Raw genomic sequence first — 21,260 nt, 5'->3', positions numbered from 1 at the left:
TTTTACTGACCTGCGGTCAGCGGCGTTGACGCTTTTCGATCGCCCATTTCAGCAAGGCCGCGCTGCGGAAAATGCCGTGGGCGAACTTGCCATAGGGCAGGGTGAGGAACAGTGCCATCACCACGCCCAGATGCACGGCCAGCAGGCTGCCCAGCACATGGCTGTGGCGGGCAAACGGCAACAGCAGGCCGCTGGCGCTGGTAAGCAGCAACAGGGCAATGAAGCCGCGGTCCATCGGGCGTTGCTGTACGTCGCCATGCTGCGGGTCGCGCTGCAGGTTCAGCCACAGCAGGCCGGCAGGGCCAATCAGCAGGCCGATACCACCCGCAATGCCCAGCAGCACCGGCAGGCTGTTCAGTGCATAGGGGGCTGGCAGACCCAGCAGATAGTGGTAGCCGGTGGCCACCAGCGTGGCGGCAAAGCAGGACAGGAAGCCGTAGAAAGTGAAGTGGTGAAAACGCCGCCGCCACAGGGTGTAGGCATCGTCGGCGTTATTGCAGCCCTGACCGTGGCCGCCATCCAGATACTTCAGCGTGGCCACTGCATGACCGGCATCCAGCACCGCCGGTACATCCGGCGCTTGCGGGCTGATGTCGCGCCAGAACCGGCGCACACCCATGCCCAGCGCCAGCACGGCAAAGCCGAATACCGGGCCGAACAGCCCGGCCAGCAGATGGTGCGGGAAGTAGTCGTAGAAATTGCCGCTGTTCACTGTCGGGGCCAGTGCCTGCAACAGCAGCAGAAATAGCGCGAGGCAGGCAGCCAGTGCCAGCGCAACGGTCAGCCCGGCGTGGTGATACAGCCGCCCCAGCGCGCCCGGCCAGGCAAAGCGGGTATAACTTTGCTGGCGCACCTGGGCCATGGCTTTGGGAATGTTGACGGCAAATTCATGCGGCGGTGCGTACTGGCAGGCATGCAGACAGGCGCCGCAGTTGTGGCAGAGATTGGCCAGGTAATGGATGTCGGCCTGGCCGAATTCCAGCCGCTGGGTCATGGCGGGAAACACCGCACAAAAGCCCTCGCAATAACGGCAGGCATTGCAGATTTGCAAATCGCGCGCCACTTCTGCCTCGGCTTTGTCCAGCAGGGAGCCCGGCTGGCCGGCAGCCAGTTGTTGTGCCTCGTCGATCAGGCGGGTGAGTTGTTGCATGTCAGATTCCTTGTGAAGCTGCCTGAGCCGCCTGGGCGGCACGGCTGCCGGCAATACGACCAAAAGCCGTGCCGATGGCCATGCCGATACCGGCCACATAACCCTTGCCCAGTACATTGCCGGCCATCATTTCACCGGCCACAAACAGGTTGGGGCTGGGCTGGCCGGCAAAGTGCACGGCGGCGTCGGCATTGGTTTTCAGGCCCAGATAGGTAAAGGTGATGCCGGGGCGCAGCGCGTAGCCGTAGTAAGGCGGGGTGTCGAGCGGCAAGGCCCAGTGGCTTTTGGGTGGAGTGAGGCCGTCGGTGTGGCAGTTGTCCAGCACGGTGTGGTCGAACTGCCCGGCCTGACAGGCCGCGTTGTAGCGCTGGATGGTGTCGACAAAGCGCGCCTCGTCCAGCCCCAGCTGGCGCGCCAGCTCCGGCAGGGTGTCGGCCTTGTTGCCGGGGAATACCGGCGGCATGAAGCGGCCGATGGCCTTGGAGTCGATGATGGAATAGCCGATCTGCTCCGGCTGTTGTGCCACCAGCCGCCCCCAGATGGCATAGCGCTTGGGCCAGAAATCCTCGCCCTCGTCGTAAAAGCGCTCGGCGTTGCGGTTGAGCATGATGCCCAGCGACACGCAGTCCACCCGGGTACAGATGCCGCCATCGTAAAGCGGTGCGCGGGCGTCAATGGCTACGCAGTGCGATTGCGACGGGTCGCCCACCATGTCGGCCCCGGCCTGCTGCATGAACTTGAGCAGTACGCCCTGATTGAAACGGGTGCCACGGATGAGGAAGTTGTCCGCCGGCCAGTCGCCCTGGTCGTTCTGGCCCCAGGCACTGCGCAGCCATTCGCGGTTGGACTCGAAACCGCCAGCCGCCAGCACGCAGCTGCGCGCACTGATGCGCTCGCCACCCGACAGATGGGCAGCAACAAAGCGACCATCCTGCAATTCCAGCCGTTCAACCGCGCTGTCGTAACGAATCACCACGCCCAGCTGTTCGGCGCTGCGGTAATAGGCATTCACCAGCGCCTTGCCACCGCCCATGAAAAAGGCATTGGTGCGCGCCGTATGCAGTGCGCCGGACAGCGAGGGCTGGAAATGCACGCCGTGACGGCGCATCCAGTCGCGACAGCTGCCGCTGGCGCGAATCACCAGCCTGGCCAGCGCTTCGTCGGTCTGGCCGCCGGTGACGCGCAGCAGGTCCTGCCAGTACTCCTCTTCCGGATATGCATCCACCAGCACGTCTTGCGGGGTATCGTGCATGCAGCGCAGGTTGCGGGTGTGCTGCGAATTGCCGCCGCGCCAGGCGCGCGGGGCGGACTCCAGCAGCAGCACCGAGGCCCCGGCTTCGCGGGCCATCAGTGCGGCGCAGAGTGCGGCGTTGCCGCCGCCGATGATCAGAACATCAAACATGGGTACAGCCTCCCTGAGACAAGCGGAGACTGTAAAAAGCCCTCAGGCGGGCCGCCAGACCGGATCGGGCAACAGGTGTTTAGCGATTGTAAACAGTAGCTCCCGGCCACTGGCCGCTGCTGGCCAGTTCGCTGGCCACCTGTTGCAGCACCACGCGGGTGGCCAGTCCGGCCGGCGACAGCTCGTCATCGGACAGGCTCACCAGCAGGTTGGGGCGGCTGACGCTGTCGTCGATGATGTCAATCAGACGGAACTCTTCCGGTGGCAGGCGGGCAATGGCAGCACCGGGCTGGATGGTGGCACCGTAGCCGGCCCTTACTGCATCCATCAACAGCGACAGGCCGTCGATTTCCGCGCTGATGTTCAGCGCGTGCGCACCCTGGGTGCTGGCGTTGTTGAGCAGGGCGCGCAATCCATGCGGGCCACTGGGCATGATCAGCGGAATGTCGCCCAGCTCGGCCAGGCTGATGTGGTCCTGCGTGGGTGCTGCAGGCAGGTCGCGGCGGCAGATCAGAAACAGCTTTTCCTCCAGCAGCGGAAGGACGCTCCAGCGCCGGGTGCGCTCTTCCTGGAACAGCACGGCCAGATCCAGCTGGCGTGCGCCCAGCATGGTGGCCAGATTGCCGGACAGGTTTTCCACCAGATGCAGGCGGATGTCCGGGTAACGCTCGCGCATGGCCGCCATGAAGGGCAGGCCCAGCACGCCGGTGGTGCTGGGTGCCATGCCCACGCTGACATGGCCGGACAGCCGGGCCAGCCGGGCGGCGCGCATGGCGTCGTCGGCATGGCGGATGGCCAGTTGCGCCTGCCGCCAGAACGCGAGGCCGGCATCGGTGGGCACCACGCCGCTGGAGGTGCGCTGTAACAGCCGGGTGGCCAGTTCACCCTCCAGTCGGCTGATCTGCTGGCTCAGTGCCGAGGTACCCACCCCCAGTTCCAGCGCGGCGCGCCCCATGCTGCCTTGCGCCACCACGCTGACAAAATAGCGTAATTGCCTTAACTCCATTGCTTGTCCTCTTGCTGCAGTTCCGCTTGATCGTGCAAGGCGCAGTCTACTGCCGAATCGGCCGCAGGCGTGAAAGCCTATGTGTTGAGCTTGCAGATTATTGGCGAATACGCTCTCGCTTTCTGAACAGAAAGCGAGGCCCCCTTACAGGGTAAGGGCGGGGGGATAGGGAATAGACGGGAAGGCTGCGGAATCAATCAGTGTGTCGAAAGGCCCGGCTTTGCCGGGTCCGGTGAAATAGAAGTAAATCGCCACGTCAGCAGCCTGGAGCCTCCGTAAGGAGGCCAGGCATGTGCTGACTGGAAAGAAAAAGCACACGGAGAGAGGCTAAGGCTCAGGCGGTGGCAGCCTTGCCGACAAAGCGGCTGCGGATGTCCTTGCGGTACAGCATCAGGGTGGCGGCCAGGCCGCAGGCTGCGGCCATCATCATCCAGTAGCCGGGCGCAGCCTTGTCGCCGCTGGCGTCAATCAGCGCGGTGGATACCAGCGGGGTGAAGCCGCCAAAAATTGCCGTGGCCAGGCTGTAGGCCAGCGAAAAGCCCACGGTACGCACGTGACTGGGCATCAGCTCGGTCAGTGCCACCACGGTGGCACCGTTATAGCTGGCATACAGGAAGGACAACCACAGCTCCACCACCAGCATGTGGCCAAAGCTGGGAGAGGCCACCATCCAGGCCAGCGCCGGGTAGGCGGTGAGCATGGCCAGCAGGCTGAAACCCAGCATCAGCGGCCAGCGGCCAATGCGGTCGGACAGCGCGCCCATGATGGGCAGCCAGATGAAGTTGGACAGGCCGACAAAGAAGGTCACCAGCAGGCTGTCGTTTTCACTGAGCTTGAGTACGCTCTTGCCAAAAGTCGGGGTGTAGACGGTGATCAGGTAAAAGCTCACCGTGGTCATCACCACCAGCAGCATGCCACCGGTGACCAGCTGCCAGTTTTGCGCAATGGAGCGCAGGACTTCGGCAAAGCTGGGGTGATGCTTGTGTGCCAGGAAGGCATCGGTTTCCTGCAGCGAACGACGGATGGCAAAAATGAAGGGGATGATCATGCAGCCGATGAAGAACGGAATGCGCCATGCCCATTGGTCGATCTGGTGACTATTGAAGGCCTGATGCAGCAGATAGCCCAGCACGGCGGCAAACATGATGGCCACTTGCTGGCTGGCCGACTGCCAGCTGACAAAGAAGCCCTTGCGGCCCGGTGTGGCCATTTCTGCCAGATAAACCGACACCCCGCCCAGTTCCACCCCGGCAGAGAAGCCTTGCAGCAGGCGGCCCAGCAGTACCAGTACGGGTGCGGCCAGGCCGATGCTGGCATAGCCGGGCACAAAGGCGATCAGGGCCGTGCCGCAGGCCATGATGGCCAGGGTGACAATCAGCCCCTTGCGGCGGCCGATGCGGTCGATATAGCTGCCCAGCACGATGGCACCGATGGGACGCGCCAGAAAACCGGCACCAAAAGTGGCAAAAGCCAGAATCAGCGAAGCATACAGGTTGCCGCTGGGGAAAAAGGTTTTGGCAATATAGGTGGCGTAAAAGCCGTACAGGAAAAAGTCGAACATTTCCAGGAAGTTACCGCTGGTAACACGTAACACCATGGAAAGGTTTGACTGGCGTGGGCTGGCAGTGGTCATGTCGTCGTCCTTGTCATTGAGCGGAGGTGCTGACCGGTGTCATCCCGGTCTGGCGAATGCTTGCCGCAACCTGCGGCGAAGCAAGAAAGCGCAGCAACTGGCGTGCCGCTGCAGGGTGTCCGCTGTCACTGCTGATGCCAGCGGAAAAGGTGGTGACTTGCTGTGCCTGTTCCGGCAGCAGGCCGACAATGTCGATGCCGGCAATCGGGATCAGCTCGCTCAGTTGCTGGAAGCCCAGTTCGGCTTCACCGCGTGCCACCACCTTGCCCACCGGTTCGGCCGGAATCATGCGGCTGCGGTCCTTGATCTGCTCGGCCACACCCAGGCGGGAAAACAGCACGGTAGACAAAAACACGCCGCTGGCGCTGTCGGAGTAAGCAATGGAATGGCTGTTGAGCAGGGTCTGTTTCAATGCGGCCAGGGTGCTGATATCCGGCTGCGGGCTGCCGTGTTTTACCGCCAGCGCAATGCGCGATGCAGCCAGCGGGGTATTGCTGTCCGCTACCACCCGGCCTTGGGCTTGCAACTGGTCCAGTGCGCTGCCCACCATCACCAGCACGTCGATTTTTTCACCGCGCGCCAGGCGCTGCGGAATGGCCTGCGGGGTGTCGCCCATGGACGGGCCCCATTCCAGTTTCAGCTGATGGCCGGTTTCCTGTTCGAATCTGGGTGCCAGCAGCTTCAATGCCGCGGCAAAACCACCGGAACTGACCACGGTCAGTTGTTCTGCCATTGCCTGGGTGCAGGCAAACGCCAGCAGCAGCGCGGCCAGGCCGCAGCCTGGCTTCCATGTCCTTGCCATGTTGATCTCCTCTTGTTGTGTATGTGTTGTGCTGAAATAATGCACAAGATGCAATAAATGTTTAATTGCTTTTATTTCATGGATTAATCGATGGCGCGCATCAATCTGGAACTCAATGAATTGCAGGCATTTCTGGCGGTGGCGGAGAAGTCCAGTTTCAAGGCCGCAGCCGAGGCCTTGTACCTGTCGCAACCTGCCTTGAGCCGACGCATCGAAAAACTGGAGCAGTCCTTGCAGGTACGCCTGCTGGAGCGCACCACGCGCAGCGTGCGGCTGACCGAGGAGGGCGCGCATTTCCTGTTGCATGCGCAGAATGTGGTGGACGAGCTGGAACAGGCCATGAGCGGCCTGGGCGAGCGGGCCGAGCGCCGCAGCGGAGTGGTGTCGATTGCCAGCATTCCGTCGGTGGCGCAGCACCTGCTACCCGCCGCGCTGGCCGGGCTGGCCGCCAGCTACCCCGCGCTGTGCCTGCGGGTGTTTGATGAAGGCGCACAAGAGGTACTGGAGCAGGTATTGGCAGGGCGTGCCGACTTCGGCATCAATTTTATTGGCGCCGAGGACCCCAATATCGACTTTGAGCCTTTGCTGACCGAGCGCTATCTGGCCGTGGTGCGGCACGACCACCCGCTGGCAGCACACCGCCGCCTGCGCTGGGAAGACCTGGTGGGCGAGCGCCTGATTGGCGTGTCACAGCGCAGCGGCAACCGCCTGTTGCTGGACCATCATCTGGCCAGCCTGCCGCAGCGGCCGCGCATCCACTATGAAGCCAGCCATTTGCAAGGGGCGTATGGCATGGCCGAGGCCGGGCTGGGGGTGCTGGTGGTGCCGGAATTGTCGCTGACTCCGGCCTACCGCCATCAGCTGACGGGTATTGCACTGACCGACCCGCAGATATCGCGCACGCTGGGTTTGATCACGCGCAGCGGCTACCAGCCTGGTGCTGCGGCAGAGCACTTGCGCAGCTTGTTGCGCGCACAGTTTGCCCAGTACCGCGACCGGCAGGCGGGAGATTGAATCAGGCGGGCAGGTGGGGCGGCACGTGCTGCATGCAGTGCTCGAACAAGGGCCGCGCCAGCAGGTAGCCCTGCATCAGGCTGATGCCCAGGTCTTGCAGGCAGCGGTATTCGTCTTCGGTTTCCACCCCTTCGGCAATCAGGCGGATGTCCAGTTCGCGGCAGATGTCGGCCACGCTGCGGATGATCACCTGACTGGGTCGCCGCTGCTGGACATTGCGCACCAGTGCCATGTCCAGCTTGATGATGTCGGGCTGGAAATCAGCCAGCAGGTTCAAGCCCGCATAACCGGCACCAAAGTCATCAATCGCGGTGAGAAAGCCGATGCGCTGGTATTCACGGAAGACCTCGGCCAGCCACTTGCCGTCTGCAATCTGTTCGCCTTCCACTGTTTCAAACACGATGTTCTCGACGGGAAAGCCGAACTCGCGCGCCGCCTGCAAGGTGGTGCTGATGCACACTTCCGGGCGGTAGATGGCATTGGGCAGGAAGTTGATCGACAAGCGGCTTTGCATGCCCAGCCGGGCTGCAGTGCGGATGGCCTTCACCCGGCAGGCCTGGTCAAAGCGGTAGCGGTTGGCATCGGTCACTTGTTGCAGCACGGTGAGCGCCCCTTCGCCAGCAGGGCCGCGAATCAGCGCCTCATGCGCAAAAATCTGGCGGTTGGCGATGTCGATGATGGGCTGAAACGCATAGCTGAAGGCAAAGACCAGTTCCTGACCATCCTTGCAGATACGACATGTCGGGTCGGTTTCCAGATGCAGTGCGTGTTTTCCCGCTGCGTTGCGCTCCATGGTGTGGCTTGCCTCGTGTGCTGTTGTCTTGTTCTTGCTCCATGCTAGCCGAACAGTCAGTTGTCTGCAGTACTCAATGTGAATCGGGCTTGCCCAAGGCAGCCGGGGTGCTGGCACGTAGCAGCCGGTCACGCACATGCAGCCAGGCTGCGTCTTGTGGCGGCATTTCTATCACGATATGCGCCGCACCGCTGGCCTCCGCCTGATGCAGGACGCTGTAGATCTGGCTGGCGTAGTCTGCCGGGCTGTCTGGCAAGGCGTAGTGCTGCCAGGGCTGGCTGGGGGGCGGCGCGGCATTGTCCAGGCTGATCAGCGCAAAGCGGCCTTGCCACAGGGCTGGGTCCAACTGCTGGCGCTCGCCGGCTTCAAAGCGGAAGCAGGGCAGGCGCGGTGCATAGTGCGAGGCCAGTGCGCCTGGTACACGTGGCGCGTTGGCACTGTGCTGGCCGGACAGCGGCAGGATGTCCGCCAGTTGCGCGGCGCTGATGCTGCCCGGACGCAATATGCGCGGGGCCGGGCCGGACAGGTCGACAATGGTGGATTCCACGCCCACCCGGCAGGCTCCGCCATCCAGCACCGCGGCAATGCGTCCTTCCAGCTGGCGCGCCACATGCCTGGCCGTGGTGGGGCTGATATGGCCGAACGGGTTGGCCGACGGTGCCACCACCGCGTGGCCCAGCTTGTCCAGCACCGCCTGGAACAGCGGGTGCGCCGGCCAGCGCACGGCCACCGTATCCTGACCACCGGTAATCAGGCGCGACACGCTGGGCGCAGCGGGCAGCACCATGGTGAGCGGGCCGGGCCAGAAGGCGGCCGCCAGTTGCAGTGCCTGTGGCGGGATGGGATCGGCCCAGCGCGACAGCTGGCTGATGTCTGGAATGTGCACGATCAGCGGATGGTCCGCCGGGCGGCCCTTGGCGGCAAATACCCTGGCCACGGCGGCCGGGTCTTCGGCATTGGCGGCCAGTCCGTACACGGTTTCGGTGGGCAGGGCCACCAGCTGGCCGTCTTGCAGCAAGTTGGCAGCGCGGCTGATGTCGTCGCGATGCGGGGTCAGGATTTCCATATCGTGTTTCCAGTGTCTGTGGCGGCATCCTGCGGCAGCGTGAATGGCTGCCAGTTGCCGTGTTGCCAATATTCCATGCCCTTGTCGGCAAAGCGGTACAGGTGCAGCCAGCCATTGGCCACCAGCGTGGCCACTTCCGGCTGCTGCTCCAGTGCCAGTGCAATCAGCGTTGCCGGTGCGTCGATGCAGGCGGCAAGGCGCAGCGGTGCGTGCCGCCATTGCTGGCCATCGTGTACCGACTGCCAGGACAGGCCGATGCGCAAGTCGCCGCTATTGCCTTCGAATACGCCGATGCGCCCGCCCACCACGTTGTGCAGCAGCTTGTTGCCACTGCCATAGCGTTTGGGGTCCACCACCGCAGCGAAGTACTGCATGTTGATCCAGTGCGCCACCACCAGCGGGCCGCCAAAGATGCCGGCCAGCTGTCTTGCCGCCGGGTCTTGCCGCCAGTCGTATTCCTGCAGGAAGGCGCGGCCTTGCAGGTCAAGCGTGCGGGTGCGGCTGCGCGGTGCTGCGATGAAAAAGGCGTTATTGGCCAGCCCCCATTCCGGGCGGGTTTCCGCCCAGTGATGGCCTTTTTGCCGCAACAGGGCCAGCAGGGCGTTGCTGTCGATGTCGGGGCGAATACCATCCTGCCCTTTGCGACGTTCCCGTGCGCGCTGACCCGCCTGTTCCAGCAAGCCTTGCAGGCTGGCGGCACGTTGTTGCAGTGCCGGGGACAGCTGGTCTGGCTGCAGTACTTCCAGTTCATCACTATGGGTCAGGTGCAGCAGCGGCAGAAACACCGTGTCTTCCGGTATCACCATGCCATGCGCCGCCAGCCCGGCGCGTACCTCCGGCCGCTGCAGCCAGTCACTCAGCAGCAGCACGTGCAAATGGCCGCCGTGGCCGCCGCAGGCACCACATTGCAGGGCCGAGGCTTGCGGGTTGTTGCTGCTGTGACTGGCATGGCCAATCAGCAACACGGTGCGCGGAAACGACTGGCCCAGCCCCATGGCAGGCAGCAGGGTTTGCAGGATGGTGATGATGGCGTCGCTGCCCAGCTGACGACCGGCCGATACCATGGCCTGTTCCTTGTCGTTGAGCCATGGGTCCAGCTCGGCCAGCGTGGCGCGGCGTTTGCCGGGAAAGGCCTTGCGCAGCAACTTGCCCACCTTGCCCAGCCCGGCGCTTTCCACCAGAGTGAAACTGGACAAGGGGGCGCGTTCAAACTGGCCCCATTCCTGCAGGCCCTTGTCCAGCGGCGGCATCACCGCTTCCCAGCTGGGGGCCAGCAGGCCGGGCAGGCGTGGCTGGCTATGGTCCTCTCCGGCAAAGCGGATGGCCAGCGGCAGGCCGAAGAAACCGGCAAACCCGGCGGTACGGATGCCGGGTGCCGTTTGTTCCAGTGCCCGGCGCATCGGTTCGGAGCGCACGTCGATACAGAACACGGCGTGGATGTCGGTACTTGCACTATCCGGCTGGGCCGGAGCCTGGGCCAGTTGCGCAAGCAAGCCGGCATGGGTGGCCAGTTCTGCCGCACGTTGCCAGATCAGGCCACGTGCTGGTGCTGCTGCAACTGACTGGCCATGCCAGGCCTGTTGCCAGTGCTGCCAGTGGCTGTCGGCATCGCGCTTGCCATCATCCAGCAGCCATTCCCAGCCCAGCTGCATGGCCAGCAGCTGTTGCAGCAGGCTGCTGTGGCCGCCGGACAACTCGGCCTGCCAGCCCTGGTAACGGCACCAGGCGGCCCAGCCGCTATTGCGTTGCAGCAGCACATAAAACCAGTCGGCCAGCCAGTCGGGCCGGGCCTGCAAGCGTGCCACCGCCTGGTCAAGCAGGCTATGGTGATCTTCCGGCAGTGTGGCGATGGCCTGTTGCATTGCCTGACGCAGAGCCGGGTCCGGGCTGGGCACGGGCTGGATGCGCATTTCCGCCAGCCAGTTCAGGTAAAGCTGGCCGTGACGGTCCGGCTGCCATTCGGCCTGGTCGTGGTCGAACCATGCGGCACAGCACTGGCTGATCTGCTGGGTAATCACCTGTTGCCAGCCTTGCAAACCAGCATGCCCTGCCGGGTCCTGGCGCCAGTTGCTCTGCAATAAACGGGCAGGCCGGCTGGCGGTCTCGCTGGCGGGCTGTGACAGCCAGTCGCTGGCAGCACAGTGCAGGCCTGCTTCATGCAGTGCCGCTTGCAGGTGGGGCAGGCGGATGCTGCCGTCGCGGAAAGCCTGTTGATAGTCAGATTCGTCCAGATGCAGGCGGCTGTCCGCCAGTCGCTGCAAGCCGTCGTGGGCGCTGGCAAAGTGCTGCTGGCGCAAGCCCCAGTAAGGTGAGCTGGCCAGCAGGCTGTCCAGCGGCCAGCTGGGGGCAATCCGGCCTGCTGCGTTTGCAATGGCGTGCTGCAAGGGGGAGTCAGGCATGGTCATGGGCGCTTGCTCCTTGCTGGCGCGGTTGGGAGAGGCGACCCAGGCGGTACAGCCGGGTGCGCATGCTGGTGCGTACCCACCATTCGTCCAGATACAGGCCACCAAAGGCCAGCGCATACAGGCGGCGGGTCAGTGCGTGGTCCGGGTGGTGCTGCAGCCAGCCTTGCAGCAGGAACAGCGCCACAAACAAGGCCGCAACCAGCAGCTGGCAGCCAAGCGGCGCACTGGCCTGGTCGGCTTGCAGGGTGGCAAACAGGGTGTGCAGCAGCAGGTAGACCTGACACAGCAGCAAGGCCACTGCATAGCCGCGCAGGCTGCGCTGGCACAGCGGGGCCAGCCCCAGGCCAATCACCACAATCAGCAGCAGGGGTGGTTGCAGGGCATGGCCCAGTGCCAGCTGCCAGCCTTGCAGGCTGGCCAGCAGCAGCGCGATGCCGGCGATGCCGCTACCCGCATGCCACAGCTTGCCGTGCTGGCCGGGGGTGGCACTCTGGCGGATGGTGGCACGTACCTGGCTGCCAGAGCTGAGAAAAGCATGTGCCTTGTAAATGGAATGGGTGACCAGGTGCAGCAGCGCCAGCGAATACTGACCCAGACCGCACTCCATCAGCATGAAACCCATTTGCGCGCAGGTGGACCACGCCAGCCGCAGCTTGATGCTGATGCGGGTTTGCATCACCCAGCAGGCAAGGCCTGCAGTCAGGCCGCCCCACAACACCAGCAGCCAGCTGGCCAGCGGCACTACGCTCCAGAGTGCAGACAGCTTGATCAGCACCATGCCGCCCAGGTTCACCACCCCGGCATGTAGCAGGGCCGATACCGGCGTGGGCGCTTCCATCACCTGGGTCAGCCAGCCATGAAACGGCAGCTGGGCGGTTTTCAGTACCACGCAGCCCACCAGCAATACTGCGCCAAGCTGGCGTGCCAGTTCGGCATTGGGGGACGTCAGTGGCTGGGCTACTGCATCGAATGACATGGAACCCACTGCCCAGCTGATCAGCCCGGCGGCCAGCAGCAGGCACAGTTCGGCCAGCCGGCTGGCCACGGCTTCGCGCCGGGCGGCTATGCGCGCCTGCGGCCGCTGGGGGAAGAAGGTCAGCAGGCTTTGCAGTGCCGGGCTGGTCAGCAGCCAGCCGGCCAGCAGGGTCAGCCAGTCCTGGCTGGCCACCACCAGCGTGGCACCGCACAGCAGCCAGCCCACGGCGCGCAAAAACCGCGCCTGGCCGGTTTCGCCGCTCAGGTAGCGGGCGGAAAAACGCAAGATTACCCAGGCCAGCAGCTGGATCAGCAACTGGAACAGCAAGGCAGCGTGCAGGCCTTGCCAGGCCATCAACATTGCTGCACACAGTGCGCCGCCCGCCGCGCTGGCCTGGGCCAGCCACCAGTGGTGCGACAGCTTGCCGTGCATCAGGGCGGGCAGCAGCCACAGCACGGCAAGCAGGGTGTGAAAGGATGGCAACATGGCGTCAAACCACTGGTTATTGAACACAGCGGCACTATGCCTGCCAAAGATTGTTCGGTAAAATACATTAATATGGACAAATCAATCTATTAAACAGAATGATTAATCGCCTCAACTATCATCATCTGTATTACTTCTGGCGCGTGGCGGCGGAAGGGCACCTTACCCGTACTGCGGAACTGCTGCATATTTCCCAGTCGGCGCTGTCGGCGCAAATCCGCCAGCTGGAAGAGCAACTGGGCACGCCCTTGTTCCTGCGCGAAGGCAAGAAACTGCTGCTGACCGAAATGGGCGCATCGGTGCTGCGCTATGCCGAGGCCATTTTTGCGCTGGGCAACGAGCTGTTGGCCACCACCACCAGTCAGGATGCCGGGCAGGGCGGTCAGTTGCGTATTGGCAGCGTCTCCACCCTGTCACGCAATTTTCTGGAAAGCTTTCTGCATCCGGTACTGGGGCGGCAGTCGGTCAAGCTGAACCTGGAAGCGGGCGGGCTGGAAGAGCTGCTCAGCCGGCTGGCCGCCTTCGAGCTGGACGTGGTGCTGAGCAACCGCCCGATGATTGCCGACGACAAGCACCCCTGGCGCTGCCGCACGCTGGCGCGGCAGGAGGTTTGCCTGATCGGCCCGCCGGGGCTGGTTGACGGGCCATTCGACCTGGCGCAGATCCTGCGGCAGCAATGGCTGGTGGTGCCCAGTGCCAAAAGTGAAATCCGCGTGCGTTTCGACCTGCTGTGCGAAAAACTGGGTATCGAACCACGCATCCGCGCCGAAGTGGACGATATGGCCACCCTGCGTCTGCTGGCACGCGATGCCGGTGCCGTGGCACTGATTCCGGCCATCGTGGTGAAGGATGAACTGGGCAAGGGGATGCTGGAGAAATACGGCTCGGTGCAGGGGGTGGAAGAAACCTTCTACGCCATTACCGTGCGCCGCCGCTTTGAAGCACCGCACCTCAAGGAGCTGTTTCAGCTGTTTGCCATGCCGGGCTGATGTCTGACACTTGCAGCCAGTCATGGTGGTGTAATTTCCGGTAAATGATGTTATCGCCTGCCGGCATTGCCATTACATTGGCAACACTTCCGGCAGGCTGTTGCAAGGCAATGGCCTGTCGGCTTGTTGTCGAATCTGTCGCTGCCCTTGCCATCATGCCTTCCGCCCATATCCTGCGTACCTTCCTGCCCCATGCCCTTGCCGGCTTGTGCTGCTTGTTGTTGTCCTGCTTTGCATTGCAAGCCCAGGCAGCGCCCTTGTACTGGCAATGCAGTGATCAGTGCGAACAGAACGCCAGTCTGGAAAACAAGCCGGTGAAACAGGAGAAGGGCGGCACCATCTCGCTGTGGTGGAGCCTGAATTTTGTTTTGGGCGGCAGTGCCGTGCACAGTGCGGAAATCCTCACCGAGCTGGACTGCGTCAGTGGTCAGGGGCGTGACCGGGCCATTCTGTATTTCGCTGCCCCCAATCTGGCGGGTGGTGTGCAAAGCTTCAGCATCGACAATGCATGGTATGTGTACACCACGCAGCGTTTTGGCGAGTTTCTGCACCATGCCTGCCTGCAGCATGCACCGGCCAGTGCGGCCAGTGCGGCCAGCGGGGCGAGCTGAGGCTGCAGCGGCATGGCAGCCGCCTAGTCTTTGCGCACGGCTTTGCTGCTAGCGCGCATGCCAGCCAGTTTGGCGTACAGGGTGGAGCGTGAGATGCCCAGGCTGCGGGCTGCCCGGGACAGGTTGCCGTCCGACTGCGCGATGGCCCGTTCTATGGCCTGTCTTTCGATGGCGTCCAGCCGGTTTTCCTGCTGCGGGTTGATATCTGCTTGTTCGCCGTACCGCATGCGGCCTGTCAGCAGGTCGGGTGGGAGTTGCGCCATGTCTATGCATTCTCCGTCGCACAGTGCAAACAGCATCTCGTACACATTGCGCAATTCCCTGACATTGCCGGGCCAGTCGTGCCGGGTCAGTACCTCCATGACACCTTCTCCCAGCCGCTTTCCAGCGGTGCCATATTTGCGGACAAATTGCGCGTCCAGATGCGCAATGATGTCGATGATGTCCTCCTTGCGCGAGCGCAGCGGTGGAATCAGCACGCTGCTGACGCATAGCCGGTGATAGAGGTCGTTGCGGAACCGGCCGCTGGCTACCTCGGCCTGCAAGTCTCGGTTGGTGGCAGCGACGAGGCGCAGCTTGATTTGCCGTTCATGTTGATCGCCCAGTCGCACCAGGCGGCCGTCTTCCAGCACCCGCAGCAAATGGGGCTGCACTTCCAGTGGCATTTCACCGATTTCATCCAGAAACAGTGTGCCGCCATCGGCCTGTTCTATCTTGCCCGGCATGCCGCCCCGGCGGGCACCGGTAAATGCCCCGTCGACATAGCCGAACAGTTCGCTGGCCAGCAAGTCGCGTGACAGCGCCCCGCAATTGAGCGCAACAAAGGGTGCTGCCGCCCGGCCGGAACTTTGATGGATGGCGCGGGCAAACAGCTCTTTGCCCACCCCGGTTTCACCCAGCAGCAATACCGGCAGGTCCAGTACTGCCAGACGTCGGGCCTGTTGCCTGGTGGCATGCAAGCCCGGGCTGCTGCCGATGATGGCATCAAAGGCATCCGCTGGCTGCTTAGGGGTGGCCCTGACGGCAGGTTTGACTGGCGTTCCGGCTTGCCGTAACGGGATGATCAGCAGGCTGCCCAGCTGTTGTCCCTTTTCTTGCAGTTCTTGTACCCACCCTTGTTGCAGCCAGGCAGGTGTCTGTTGCTGGCGTAATTCGGCCGGGTCGCCCAGGTTGCAGGCGGGCAGATACCAGTTGCCGTTATGTAACAGGCTGACGCCGTGTTGCTGCTGTGCCTCGTGCAGCTTGCCGTTTTGCTTCAGCAGGCGGCCATGCCGGTCAAACAGCAGCAGGCAGTCATTGCGGTACTGATTGAAGGCCAGGGTGGAGAGCTCCAGCAAGCGGTGATTGAGGGTATGGGCTTGTTGCAGCAGTGTGCATTCGATCTGTCTGGCCGCAGCAATGGCTAGGCCCAATGAATGCCCGTGAAAGGTTTCCTTGCGTCCTGACAGGTCGATCACGCCCAGCAAGCCCTGGCTGTAAGGGTCGAAGATGGGTGCGGCGGCACAGGTCCATTGCTTGATATCCAGGCAGTAATGTTCGTTGGCATGAATCTGTACCGGCTGGCCGGTGGCAATGGCGGTTCCGATGGCATTGGTGCCAATGAGCGATTCGCTCCAGAAGCCGCCTGGTGCCAGATTCACCTGCTCGCCGGCCTGCCTTGCGCGATGGGCACCGTGCTGGTCAAGAATCATGCCGTCTGCATCAGCCAGCATGATCATCGAGCCGGATTCCTTGAGCACCTCCCGCAACAGGCCCATCACCGGGCGTGCCGCACCAAGCAGTGTTTCTGCCTGCTGGCAGCGTGCAGTCAGCAGCTGTTTGCTGTCGATGACCGGGGCAACTTGCAGTGTCGGGTTGACCTCGCTGGTGCGACAGCGCAGCCAGGACTGCCAGATAACCTGGCGGACAACATCGGACGAGCTGCTTTCCTTGCAGATGAATGCTTCCCAGCAACTGGCAACCCGTTGATCGTTGACGGCACTCGGAATCAGCGGTTTTGAACGTGGCATGGAGATTTCACCTTCAGCATGAGTGGAATGTGGAACGAGGCGCGGCTGAAACAGCGTCCATCATCATGGAAATCAGGCAGGACCGGCCTGCACCCATCGGTCAGGCGGGCTGTTCGTATTCCGTACACTGTCCGCGCCCTTGTCCGTATTCAAGACATCCGGGCTGAGGTGCGTTTTCCGTCATTCCATGTTTTTGTTTTTGCAAGTCATTGTAAACAAATGGAAAAGTGGAAATTTGGTTTTGGTTTCAAGGATGGCACGCATGTTGCCATTACCAGGCTGGGGACATTCCCCGTCACGTGGTGCCTGTCATTGGTTTCTGGCCAAAAGATTTGTCGCAGCCAGGTTGGCTGCCTCTTGATGTTGTCAGGGCAAGACCACGATGTCGAACCACTCAGTCTGGAGGATTCAATATGCAAAGGCGATCCATTGTTCAGGTGATGGGCATTGATGCAGGCGGCACGATGACCGACACCTTTTTTGTCCGCGAAGATGGGCGTTTTGTCGTTGGCAAGGCACAAAGCAATCCCGCTGACGAGTCACATGCCATTTACCACTCATCGCGGGATGCGCTGGCACACTGGGGCCGGACGGTTGACGATGTGTATCCGGAGCTGGTGACCTGCGTGTACTCCGGCACGGCCATGCTCAACCGCATCCTGGCCCGCAAGGGCTTGCCGGTGGGGCTGATCTGTAACAAGGGCTTCGAGCAGATCCACGCCATGGGGCGAGCCTTGCAAAGCTATCTGGGCTATGCGCTGGAAGACCGCATTCATCTGAATACCCATCGTTACGATGAACCGCTGGTGCCGGTATCCCGCACCCGTGGCGTGACGGAGCGCACCGACGTGCAGGGAGAAATTGTCATCCCGCTGCGCGAGGATGAGGTGCGTCAGGCCACCCGCGAGCTGCTGGAGGCCGGTGCCCAGGCCATCGTCATTTGCCTGTTGCAGTCGCACAAGAACCCGCGCAGCGAACAGCAGGCGCGCGACATTGTGCTGGATGAGTTGCAACAGGCCCATGTCCGGCTGCCTGTCTTTGCCTCGGTGGACTATTACCCGTCGCGCAAGGAAAGCCACCGCATGAATACCACCATTCTGGAAGCCTACGGAGCCGAGCCATCACGTCAGACGCTAAAGCAGGTCAGCGACTTGTTCAGCAAGTACGGGGCGCGCTTTGACCTGCGGGTGATGGCCACCCACGGCGGCACCATCAGCTGGAAGGCCAAGGAGCTGGCACGCACCATCGTGTCCGGCCCCATCGGCGGGGTGATCGGGGCCAAGCTGCTGGGCGAATACCTGGGTGATGACAATATCGCCTGTTCGGACATAGGCGGTACCAGCTTCGATGTCGCCCTGATCACCAAGGGCAATTTCGCCATCAAGTCTGACCCGGACATGGCCCGACTGGTGTTGTCGCTGCCGCTGGTCGCCATGGATTCGGTCGGGGCTGGAGCCGGCAGCTTCGTGCGACTGGACCCGTACAGCAAGGCCATCAAGCTGGGGCCGGACAGTGCCGGTTACCGGGTAGGTACCTGCTGGCCGGAAAGCGGGCTGGATACCGTGTCGGTGTCAGACTGCCATGTGGTGCTGGGCTATCTGAATCCGGACAACTTCCTTGGCGGAGCCATCAAGCTGGATGTCGCCCGTGCCCGGCAGCATATCAAGGCGCAAATTGCCGACCCGCTGGGCCTGAGTGTGGAAGATGCCGCAGCAGGTGTCATCGAGCTGCTGGACCTCACCCTGTCCGAATACCTGCGTGCCAACATCAGTGCCAAGGGCTACAACCCGGCGGAATTCACCTGCTTCTCCTATGGCGGGGCCGGGCCGGTGCATACCTATGGTTATACCGGCGGTGTCGGTTTCAAGGATGTGGTGGTGCCTGCCTGGGCGGCTGGCTTCTCGGCCTTTGGCTGTGCCTGTGCCGATTTTGAATACCGCTATGACAAGTCGGTGGATCTGGGCGTGGCGCAGCATGCCAGCGCAGCGGAAAAGGTGGCAGCCTGCCAAACCTTGCAGGAAGCCTGGTCTGACCTGGCGCTCAAGGTGATCGACGAATTCGTGCTCAATGGCTACCAGCCCGAGGACGTATTGCTGATACCGGGTTTCAAGATGCAATACATGGGGCAGCTGAATGATCTGGAAATCGTCTCGCCGGTCACCTGGGCCAGTACGGCCGAACACTGGGACCGGATGGTCGAGGCCTTCGAAACCACCTATGGCCGGGTTTATGCCACTGCCGCACGCTCGCCGGAGCTGGGCTTTTCCATTACCGCAGCCATCCTGCGCGGCACGGTGATCACCCAGAAACCCGCCTTGCCGGAAGACCCGGACGCAGGCCCGGTTCCGCCTGCAGCCGCCTGTCTGGGAACCCGCCCGTTCTACCGCCACAAAAAATGGTCTGAAGCCACGCTGTGGAGCATGGAGGGCCTGAAGGCCGGTAATCACATCATCGGGCCGGCCATCATCGAATCGGATGCCACCACCTATGTCGTGCCCGATGGCTTTGCCACCCGGCTGGACAAGCACCGACTGTTTCATCTGAGCCAGCTGCAATAAGGAGACGCACCATGAACATGTTTAACAAGCAGGAATTCGGCTCGGCCAATCTGTTACATAACGGCCAGACCCTGAAGCAGTACCGCGACGCCATCATCGAACGCACCCGTGCCACCGGGCATTACAACGGGCTGACAGAGCTGGCGCTGCGCGATGGCGACCCTATCGGTTACGAAAAGCTGTTTTCCAAGCTGCGCGGCGGGCTGGTGCATGCGCGTGAAACAGCCAAGAAAATTGCCGCCAGCCCCATCGTCGAGCAAGAGGGCGAACTGTGCTTCACCCTCTACAACGCTGCCGGTGACTGCGTGCTCACCTCCACCGGCATCATCATTCATGTCGGCACCATGGGTGCAGCCATCAAGTACATGATCGAGAACGACTGGGAGAGCAATCCCGGCATTCATCCCGGTGATATGTTCACCACCAACGACTGCGCCATCGGCAATGTTCACCCCTGCGACATTGCCACCATCGTGCCCATTTTCTGGGAGGGCAGGCTGATAGGCTGGGTGGGCGGGGTCACCCATGTCATCGATACCGGAGCAGTGACGCCGGGCTCCATGTCCACCGGGCAAACCCAGCGTTTTGGTGATGGCTACATGATTACCTGCCGCAAGACCGGCATCAACGATGTACCGCTGCGTGACTGGCTGCACGAATCGCAGCGTTCGGTACGCACGCCCAAGTACTGGATCCTCGACGAAAAAACCCGCATTGCCGGCTGCCACATGATCCGCGATCTGGTTGAGGAGGTGATCCGGGCTGATGGCATTGAAGCCTACGAGAAATTTGCCTTTGAAGTGATAGAAGAAGGGCGTCGCGGACTGATGGGTCGCATCAAGGCCATGACCCTGCCGGGCGTGTACCGCAAGGTGTCGTTTGTCGACGTACCGTACAAACACGAAGACGTGCAGGTATCCAATGCCTTTGCCAAGCTGGACTCCATCATGCATTCCCCGTGCGAGATGACCATCAGGCCGGACGGCAAATGGCGGCTGGACTTTGAAGGTGCCAGCCGCTGGGGCTGGCACACCTTCAATGCCCATCAGGTGGCCTTCACTTCCGGCATCTGGGTGATGATGTGCCAGACCCTGGTGCCCACCCAGCGCATCAACGATGGCGCTTACTACGCTACTGAGTTCCGCCTGCCCAAGGGCACGTGGTGCAATCCGGATGACCGCCGTACCGGACATGCCTACGCCTGGCATTTTCTGGTGTCCGGCTGGTCCGCCCTGTGGCGCGGACTGAGTCAGGCCTATTTCAGTCGTGGCTATCTGGAAGAAGTCAATGCCGGTAATGCCAACACCTCCAACTGGCTGCAAGGCGGCGGCATCAATCAGGATGGCGAAATCCATGCGGTCAACAGCTTTGAAGCCAGCTCCTGCGGCACAGGGGCCAGCGCCATCAAGGACGGGCTGAACCACGCCGCTGCCATCTGGAACCCGGAAGGCGATATGGGTGATATCGAAATCTGGGAAATGGCCGAGCCGCTGCTGTACCTGGGGCGCAATGTCAAAACCAACTCCGGTGGCTATGGCAAATACCGTGGTGGCTGCGGTTTCGAAACCCTGCGCATGGTGTGGAAGGCACAGGACTGGACCATGTTCTTCATGGGTAATGGCTACATGAACAGCGACTGGGGGCTGATGGGCGGCTACCCCGCGGCCACCGGCTATCGTTTTGAAGCGCATAACACCGGGCTGGCAAAACGCATTGCTGCTGGCGAATCGCTGCCGTTGGGCGGGGATGCCAACCCGACACAGCCAGACTATGAGCGACATCTGGAAGCGGGGGCCAGGGTCAAGCGTGACAAGCAGTGCATGAGCACCGAAGACTGCTATGACAACTACGACCTCTACCTGAACTACCTGCGCGGCGGGCCGGGTTTTGGCGACCCGATAGACCGCGACCCCAAGGCGATAGAGGCCGACCTGAACCAGCAATTCCTGCTGCCGGAATACGCAGAACGCGTGTATGGCGCGGTGTTCAGCTGTGACAGCAAGGGCCGTTATACCGTGGATGTGACAAAAACCCGGCAGCGGCGCGCGCAAATGCGGCAGGAAAGGCTGGCCCGTGCGCAGCCCACCCGCGTCTGGATGCAGCAGGAGCGCGAGCGGATTCTGGCCAGGCAGGCCTCGGTACAGGTGCAGCACATGTTTGCCACCAGCTTTGCCCTGTCCGACAAGTTCAGCCGCCAGTTCAAGGCCTTCTGGAGCTTGCCGGACGACTGGCAGCTGCTGGAGAGTGAGCTGGGGGTGCCGTCTTATGGTGCCAAACACCGTATGGATTTGTCCTTGCTACCCGATGTCACCACCGTGGTGCAGGTGGAAGAGTAAAACCCCATGCAGAAGGAGACAGCA

The 21,260-nt window shown here is 62.3% G+C and carries 16 protein-coding genes; 6 read left to right on the top strand and 10 right to left on the bottom strand.

Features of this window, described 5'->3' with window-relative positions; all coding sequences use genetic code 11:
- Positions 1-16: 16 nt before the first annotated feature.
- The 5 genes from tcuB to ACE3SE_RS12125 form a co-directional block, all read right to left on the bottom strand.
- On the bottom strand, positions 17-1,150 hold the full coding sequence (tcuB, locus tag ACE3SE_RS12145) for a tricarballylate utilization 4Fe-4S protein TcuB (protein ID WP_374555601.1): 1,134 nt from the start codon (positions 1,148-1,150) through the stop codon (positions 17-19).
- Position 1,151: 1 nt separating this feature from the next.
- Complete coding sequence (gene tcuA, locus ACE3SE_RS12140; protein ID WP_374555599.1) at positions 1,152-2,552, bottom strand: FAD-dependent tricarballylate dehydrogenase TcuA; 1,401 nt, start codon at positions 2,550-2,552, stop codon at positions 1,152-1,154.
- A gap of 79 nt (positions 2,553-2,631) precedes the next feature.
- On the bottom strand, positions 2,632-3,558 hold the full coding sequence (locus tag ACE3SE_RS12135; protein WP_374555597.1) for a LysR family transcriptional regulator: 927 nt from the start codon (positions 3,556-3,558) through the stop codon (positions 2,632-2,634).
- A 334-nt stretch (positions 3,559-3,892) separates the two neighbouring features.
- Positions 3,893-5,191, bottom strand: a complete 1,299-nt coding sequence (locus ACE3SE_RS12130; protein ID WP_374555595.1) for an MFS transporter — start codon at positions 5,189-5,191, stop codon at positions 3,893-3,895.
- A 13-nt stretch (positions 5,192-5,204) separates the two neighbouring features.
- Positions 5,205-5,993: a substrate-binding domain-containing protein gene (locus ACE3SE_RS12125; protein WP_374555593.1), complete on the bottom strand. Its 789-nt coding sequence runs from the start codon at positions 5,991-5,993 to the stop codon at positions 5,205-5,207.
- A 90-nt stretch (positions 5,994-6,083) separates the two neighbouring features.
- Between ACE3SE_RS12125 and ACE3SE_RS12120 the strand changes: the two genes are divergently transcribed.
- Entirely contained in the window at positions 6,084-7,007 is a 924-nt protein-coding gene (locus ACE3SE_RS12120) for a LysR family transcriptional regulator (protein WP_374555591.1), read from the top strand.
- 1 nt (position 7,008) lies between these two features.
- On the opposite strand, the gene ACE3SE_RS12115 is transcribed toward ACE3SE_RS12120, so the two are convergent.
- From ACE3SE_RS12115 to ACE3SE_RS12100, 4 genes are all read right to left on the bottom strand, one after another.
- Complete coding sequence (locus ACE3SE_RS12115; RefSeq protein WP_374555589.1) at positions 7,009-7,800, bottom strand: EAL domain-containing protein; 792 nt, start codon at positions 7,798-7,800, stop codon at positions 7,009-7,011.
- A gap of 73 nt (positions 7,801-7,873) precedes the next feature.
- Complete coding sequence (locus tag ACE3SE_RS12110; RefSeq protein WP_374555587.1) at positions 7,874-8,866, bottom strand: L-threonylcarbamoyladenylate synthase; 993 nt, start codon at positions 8,864-8,866, stop codon at positions 7,874-7,876.
- Positions 8,854-11,271: a YbcC family protein gene (locus ACE3SE_RS12105; RefSeq protein ID WP_374555585.1), complete on the bottom strand. Its 2,418-nt coding sequence runs from the start codon at positions 11,269-11,271 to the stop codon at positions 8,854-8,856. Before ACE3SE_RS12105 ends, ACE3SE_RS12110 begins: the two co-directional genes overlap by 13 nt.
- A complete protein-coding gene (locus ACE3SE_RS12100) occupies positions 11,258-12,733 on the bottom strand; it encodes an NADH-quinone oxidoreductase subunit L (RefSeq protein ID WP_374555583.1) in 1,476 nt (491 codons plus the stop codon). Before ACE3SE_RS12100 ends, ACE3SE_RS12105 begins: the two co-directional genes overlap by 14 nt.
- A gap of 98 nt (positions 12,734-12,831) precedes the next feature.
- On the opposite strand from ACE3SE_RS12100, the gene ACE3SE_RS12095 reads away from it, so the two are divergent.
- Positions 12,832-13,722: a LysR family transcriptional regulator gene (locus tag ACE3SE_RS12095; protein ID WP_374555581.1), complete on the top strand. Its 891-nt coding sequence runs from the start codon at positions 12,832-12,834 to the stop codon at positions 13,720-13,722.
- A gap of 155 nt (positions 13,723-13,877) precedes the next feature.
- The gene (locus tag ACE3SE_RS12090) at positions 13,878-14,333 is read left to right on the top strand and encodes a hypothetical protein (RefSeq protein WP_374555579.1); all 456 of its coding nucleotides are present in this window, start codon (positions 13,878-13,880) and stop codon (positions 14,331-14,333) included.
- 23 nt (positions 14,334-14,356) lie between these two features.
- On the opposite strand, the gene ACE3SE_RS12085 is transcribed toward ACE3SE_RS12090, so the two are convergent.
- Complete coding sequence (locus ACE3SE_RS12085; protein ID WP_374555577.1) at positions 14,357-16,342, bottom strand: sigma-54-dependent Fis family transcriptional regulator; 1,986 nt, start codon at positions 16,340-16,342, stop codon at positions 14,357-14,359.
- An 18-nt stretch (positions 16,343-16,360) separates the two neighbouring features.
- On the opposite strand from ACE3SE_RS12085, the gene ACE3SE_RS12080 reads away from it, so the two are divergent.
- Genes ACE3SE_RS12080 through ACE3SE_RS12070 form a run of 3 tightly spaced genes read left to right on the top strand, consistent with a single transcriptional unit; the run spans position 16,361 to position 21,236 of the window.
- On the top strand, positions 16,361-16,783 hold the full coding sequence (locus ACE3SE_RS12080) for a hypothetical protein (protein ID WP_374555575.1): 423 nt from the start codon (positions 16,361-16,363) through the stop codon (positions 16,781-16,783).
- Positions 16,756-18,900, top strand: a complete 2,145-nt coding sequence (locus tag ACE3SE_RS12075; RefSeq protein ID WP_374555573.1) for a hydantoinase/oxoprolinase family protein — start codon at positions 16,756-16,758, stop codon at positions 18,898-18,900. Before ACE3SE_RS12080 ends, ACE3SE_RS12075 begins: the two co-directional genes overlap by 28 nt.
- 11 nt (positions 18,901-18,911) lie before the next feature.
- On the top strand, positions 18,912-21,236 hold the full coding sequence (locus tag ACE3SE_RS12070; RefSeq protein WP_374555571.1) for a hydantoinase B/oxoprolinase family protein: 2,325 nt from the start codon (positions 18,912-18,914) through the stop codon (positions 21,234-21,236).
- The last annotated feature ends 24 nt before the right edge of the window (positions 21,237-21,260 follow it).

The sequence above is a fragment of the Aquitalea pelogenes genome (assembly GCF_041914625.1).
GTDB lineage: Bacteria > Pseudomonadota > Gammaproteobacteria > Burkholderiales > Chromobacteriaceae > Aquitalea > Aquitalea pelogenes.
The sequence above is the reverse complement of the archived record's forward strand: the minus strand, read 5'-3'. Positions and strand labels throughout refer to the sequence as shown.

Coding starts and splice junctions, on each gene's coding strand:
- tcuB (WP_374555601.1), bottom strand. CDS start 1,150: ATGCAACAACTCACCCGCCTGATCGACGAGGCACAACAACTGGCTGCC.
- tcuA (WP_374555599.1), bottom strand. CDS start 2,552: ATGTTTGATGTTCTGATCATCGGCGGCGGCAACGCCGCACTCTGCGCC.
- ACE3SE_RS12135 (WP_374555597.1), bottom strand. CDS start 3,558: ATGGAGTTAAGGCAATTACGCTATTTTGTCAGCGTGGTGGCGCAAGGC.
- ACE3SE_RS12130 (WP_374555595.1), bottom strand. CDS start 5,191: ATGACCACTGCCAGCCCACGCCAGTCAAACCTTTCCATGGTGTTACGT.
- ACE3SE_RS12125 (WP_374555593.1), bottom strand. CDS start 5,993: ATGGCAAGGACATGGAAGCCAGGCTGCGGCCTGGCCGCGCTGCTGCTG.
- ACE3SE_RS12120 (WP_374555591.1), top strand. CDS start 6,084: ATGGCGCGCATCAATCTGGAACTCAATGAATTGCAGGCATTTCTGGCG.
- ACE3SE_RS12115 (WP_374555589.1), bottom strand. CDS start 7,800: ATGGAGCGCAACGCAGCGGGAAAACACGCACTGCATCTGGAAACCGAC.
- ACE3SE_RS12110 (WP_374555587.1), bottom strand. CDS start 8,866: ATGGAAATCCTGACCCCGCATCGCGACGACATCAGCCGCGCTGCCAAC.
- ACE3SE_RS12105 (WP_374555585.1), bottom strand. CDS start 11,271: ATGACCATGCCTGACTCCCCCTTGCAGCACGCCATTGCAAACGCAGCA.
- ACE3SE_RS12100 (WP_374555583.1), bottom strand. CDS start 12,733: ATGTTGCCATCCTTTCACACCCTGCTTGCCGTGCTGTGGCTGCTGCCC.
- ACE3SE_RS12095 (WP_374555581.1), top strand. CDS start 12,832: ATGATTAATCGCCTCAACTATCATCATCTGTATTACTTCTGGCGCGTG.
- ACE3SE_RS12090 (WP_374555579.1), top strand. CDS start 13,878: ATGCCTTCCGCCCATATCCTGCGTACCTTCCTGCCCCATGCCCTTGCC.
- ACE3SE_RS12085 (WP_374555577.1), bottom strand. CDS start 16,342: ATGCCACGTTCAAAACCGCTGATTCCGAGTGCCGTCAACGATCAACGG.
- ACE3SE_RS12080 (WP_374555575.1), top strand. CDS start 16,361: ATGAGTGGAATGTGGAACGAGGCGCGGCTGAAACAGCGTCCATCATCA.
- ACE3SE_RS12075 (WP_374555573.1), top strand. CDS start 16,756: ATGCAAAGGCGATCCATTGTTCAGGTGATGGGCATTGATGCAGGCGGC.
- ACE3SE_RS12070 (WP_374555571.1), top strand. CDS start 18,912: ATGAACATGTTTAACAAGCAGGAATTCGGCTCGGCCAATCTGTTACAT.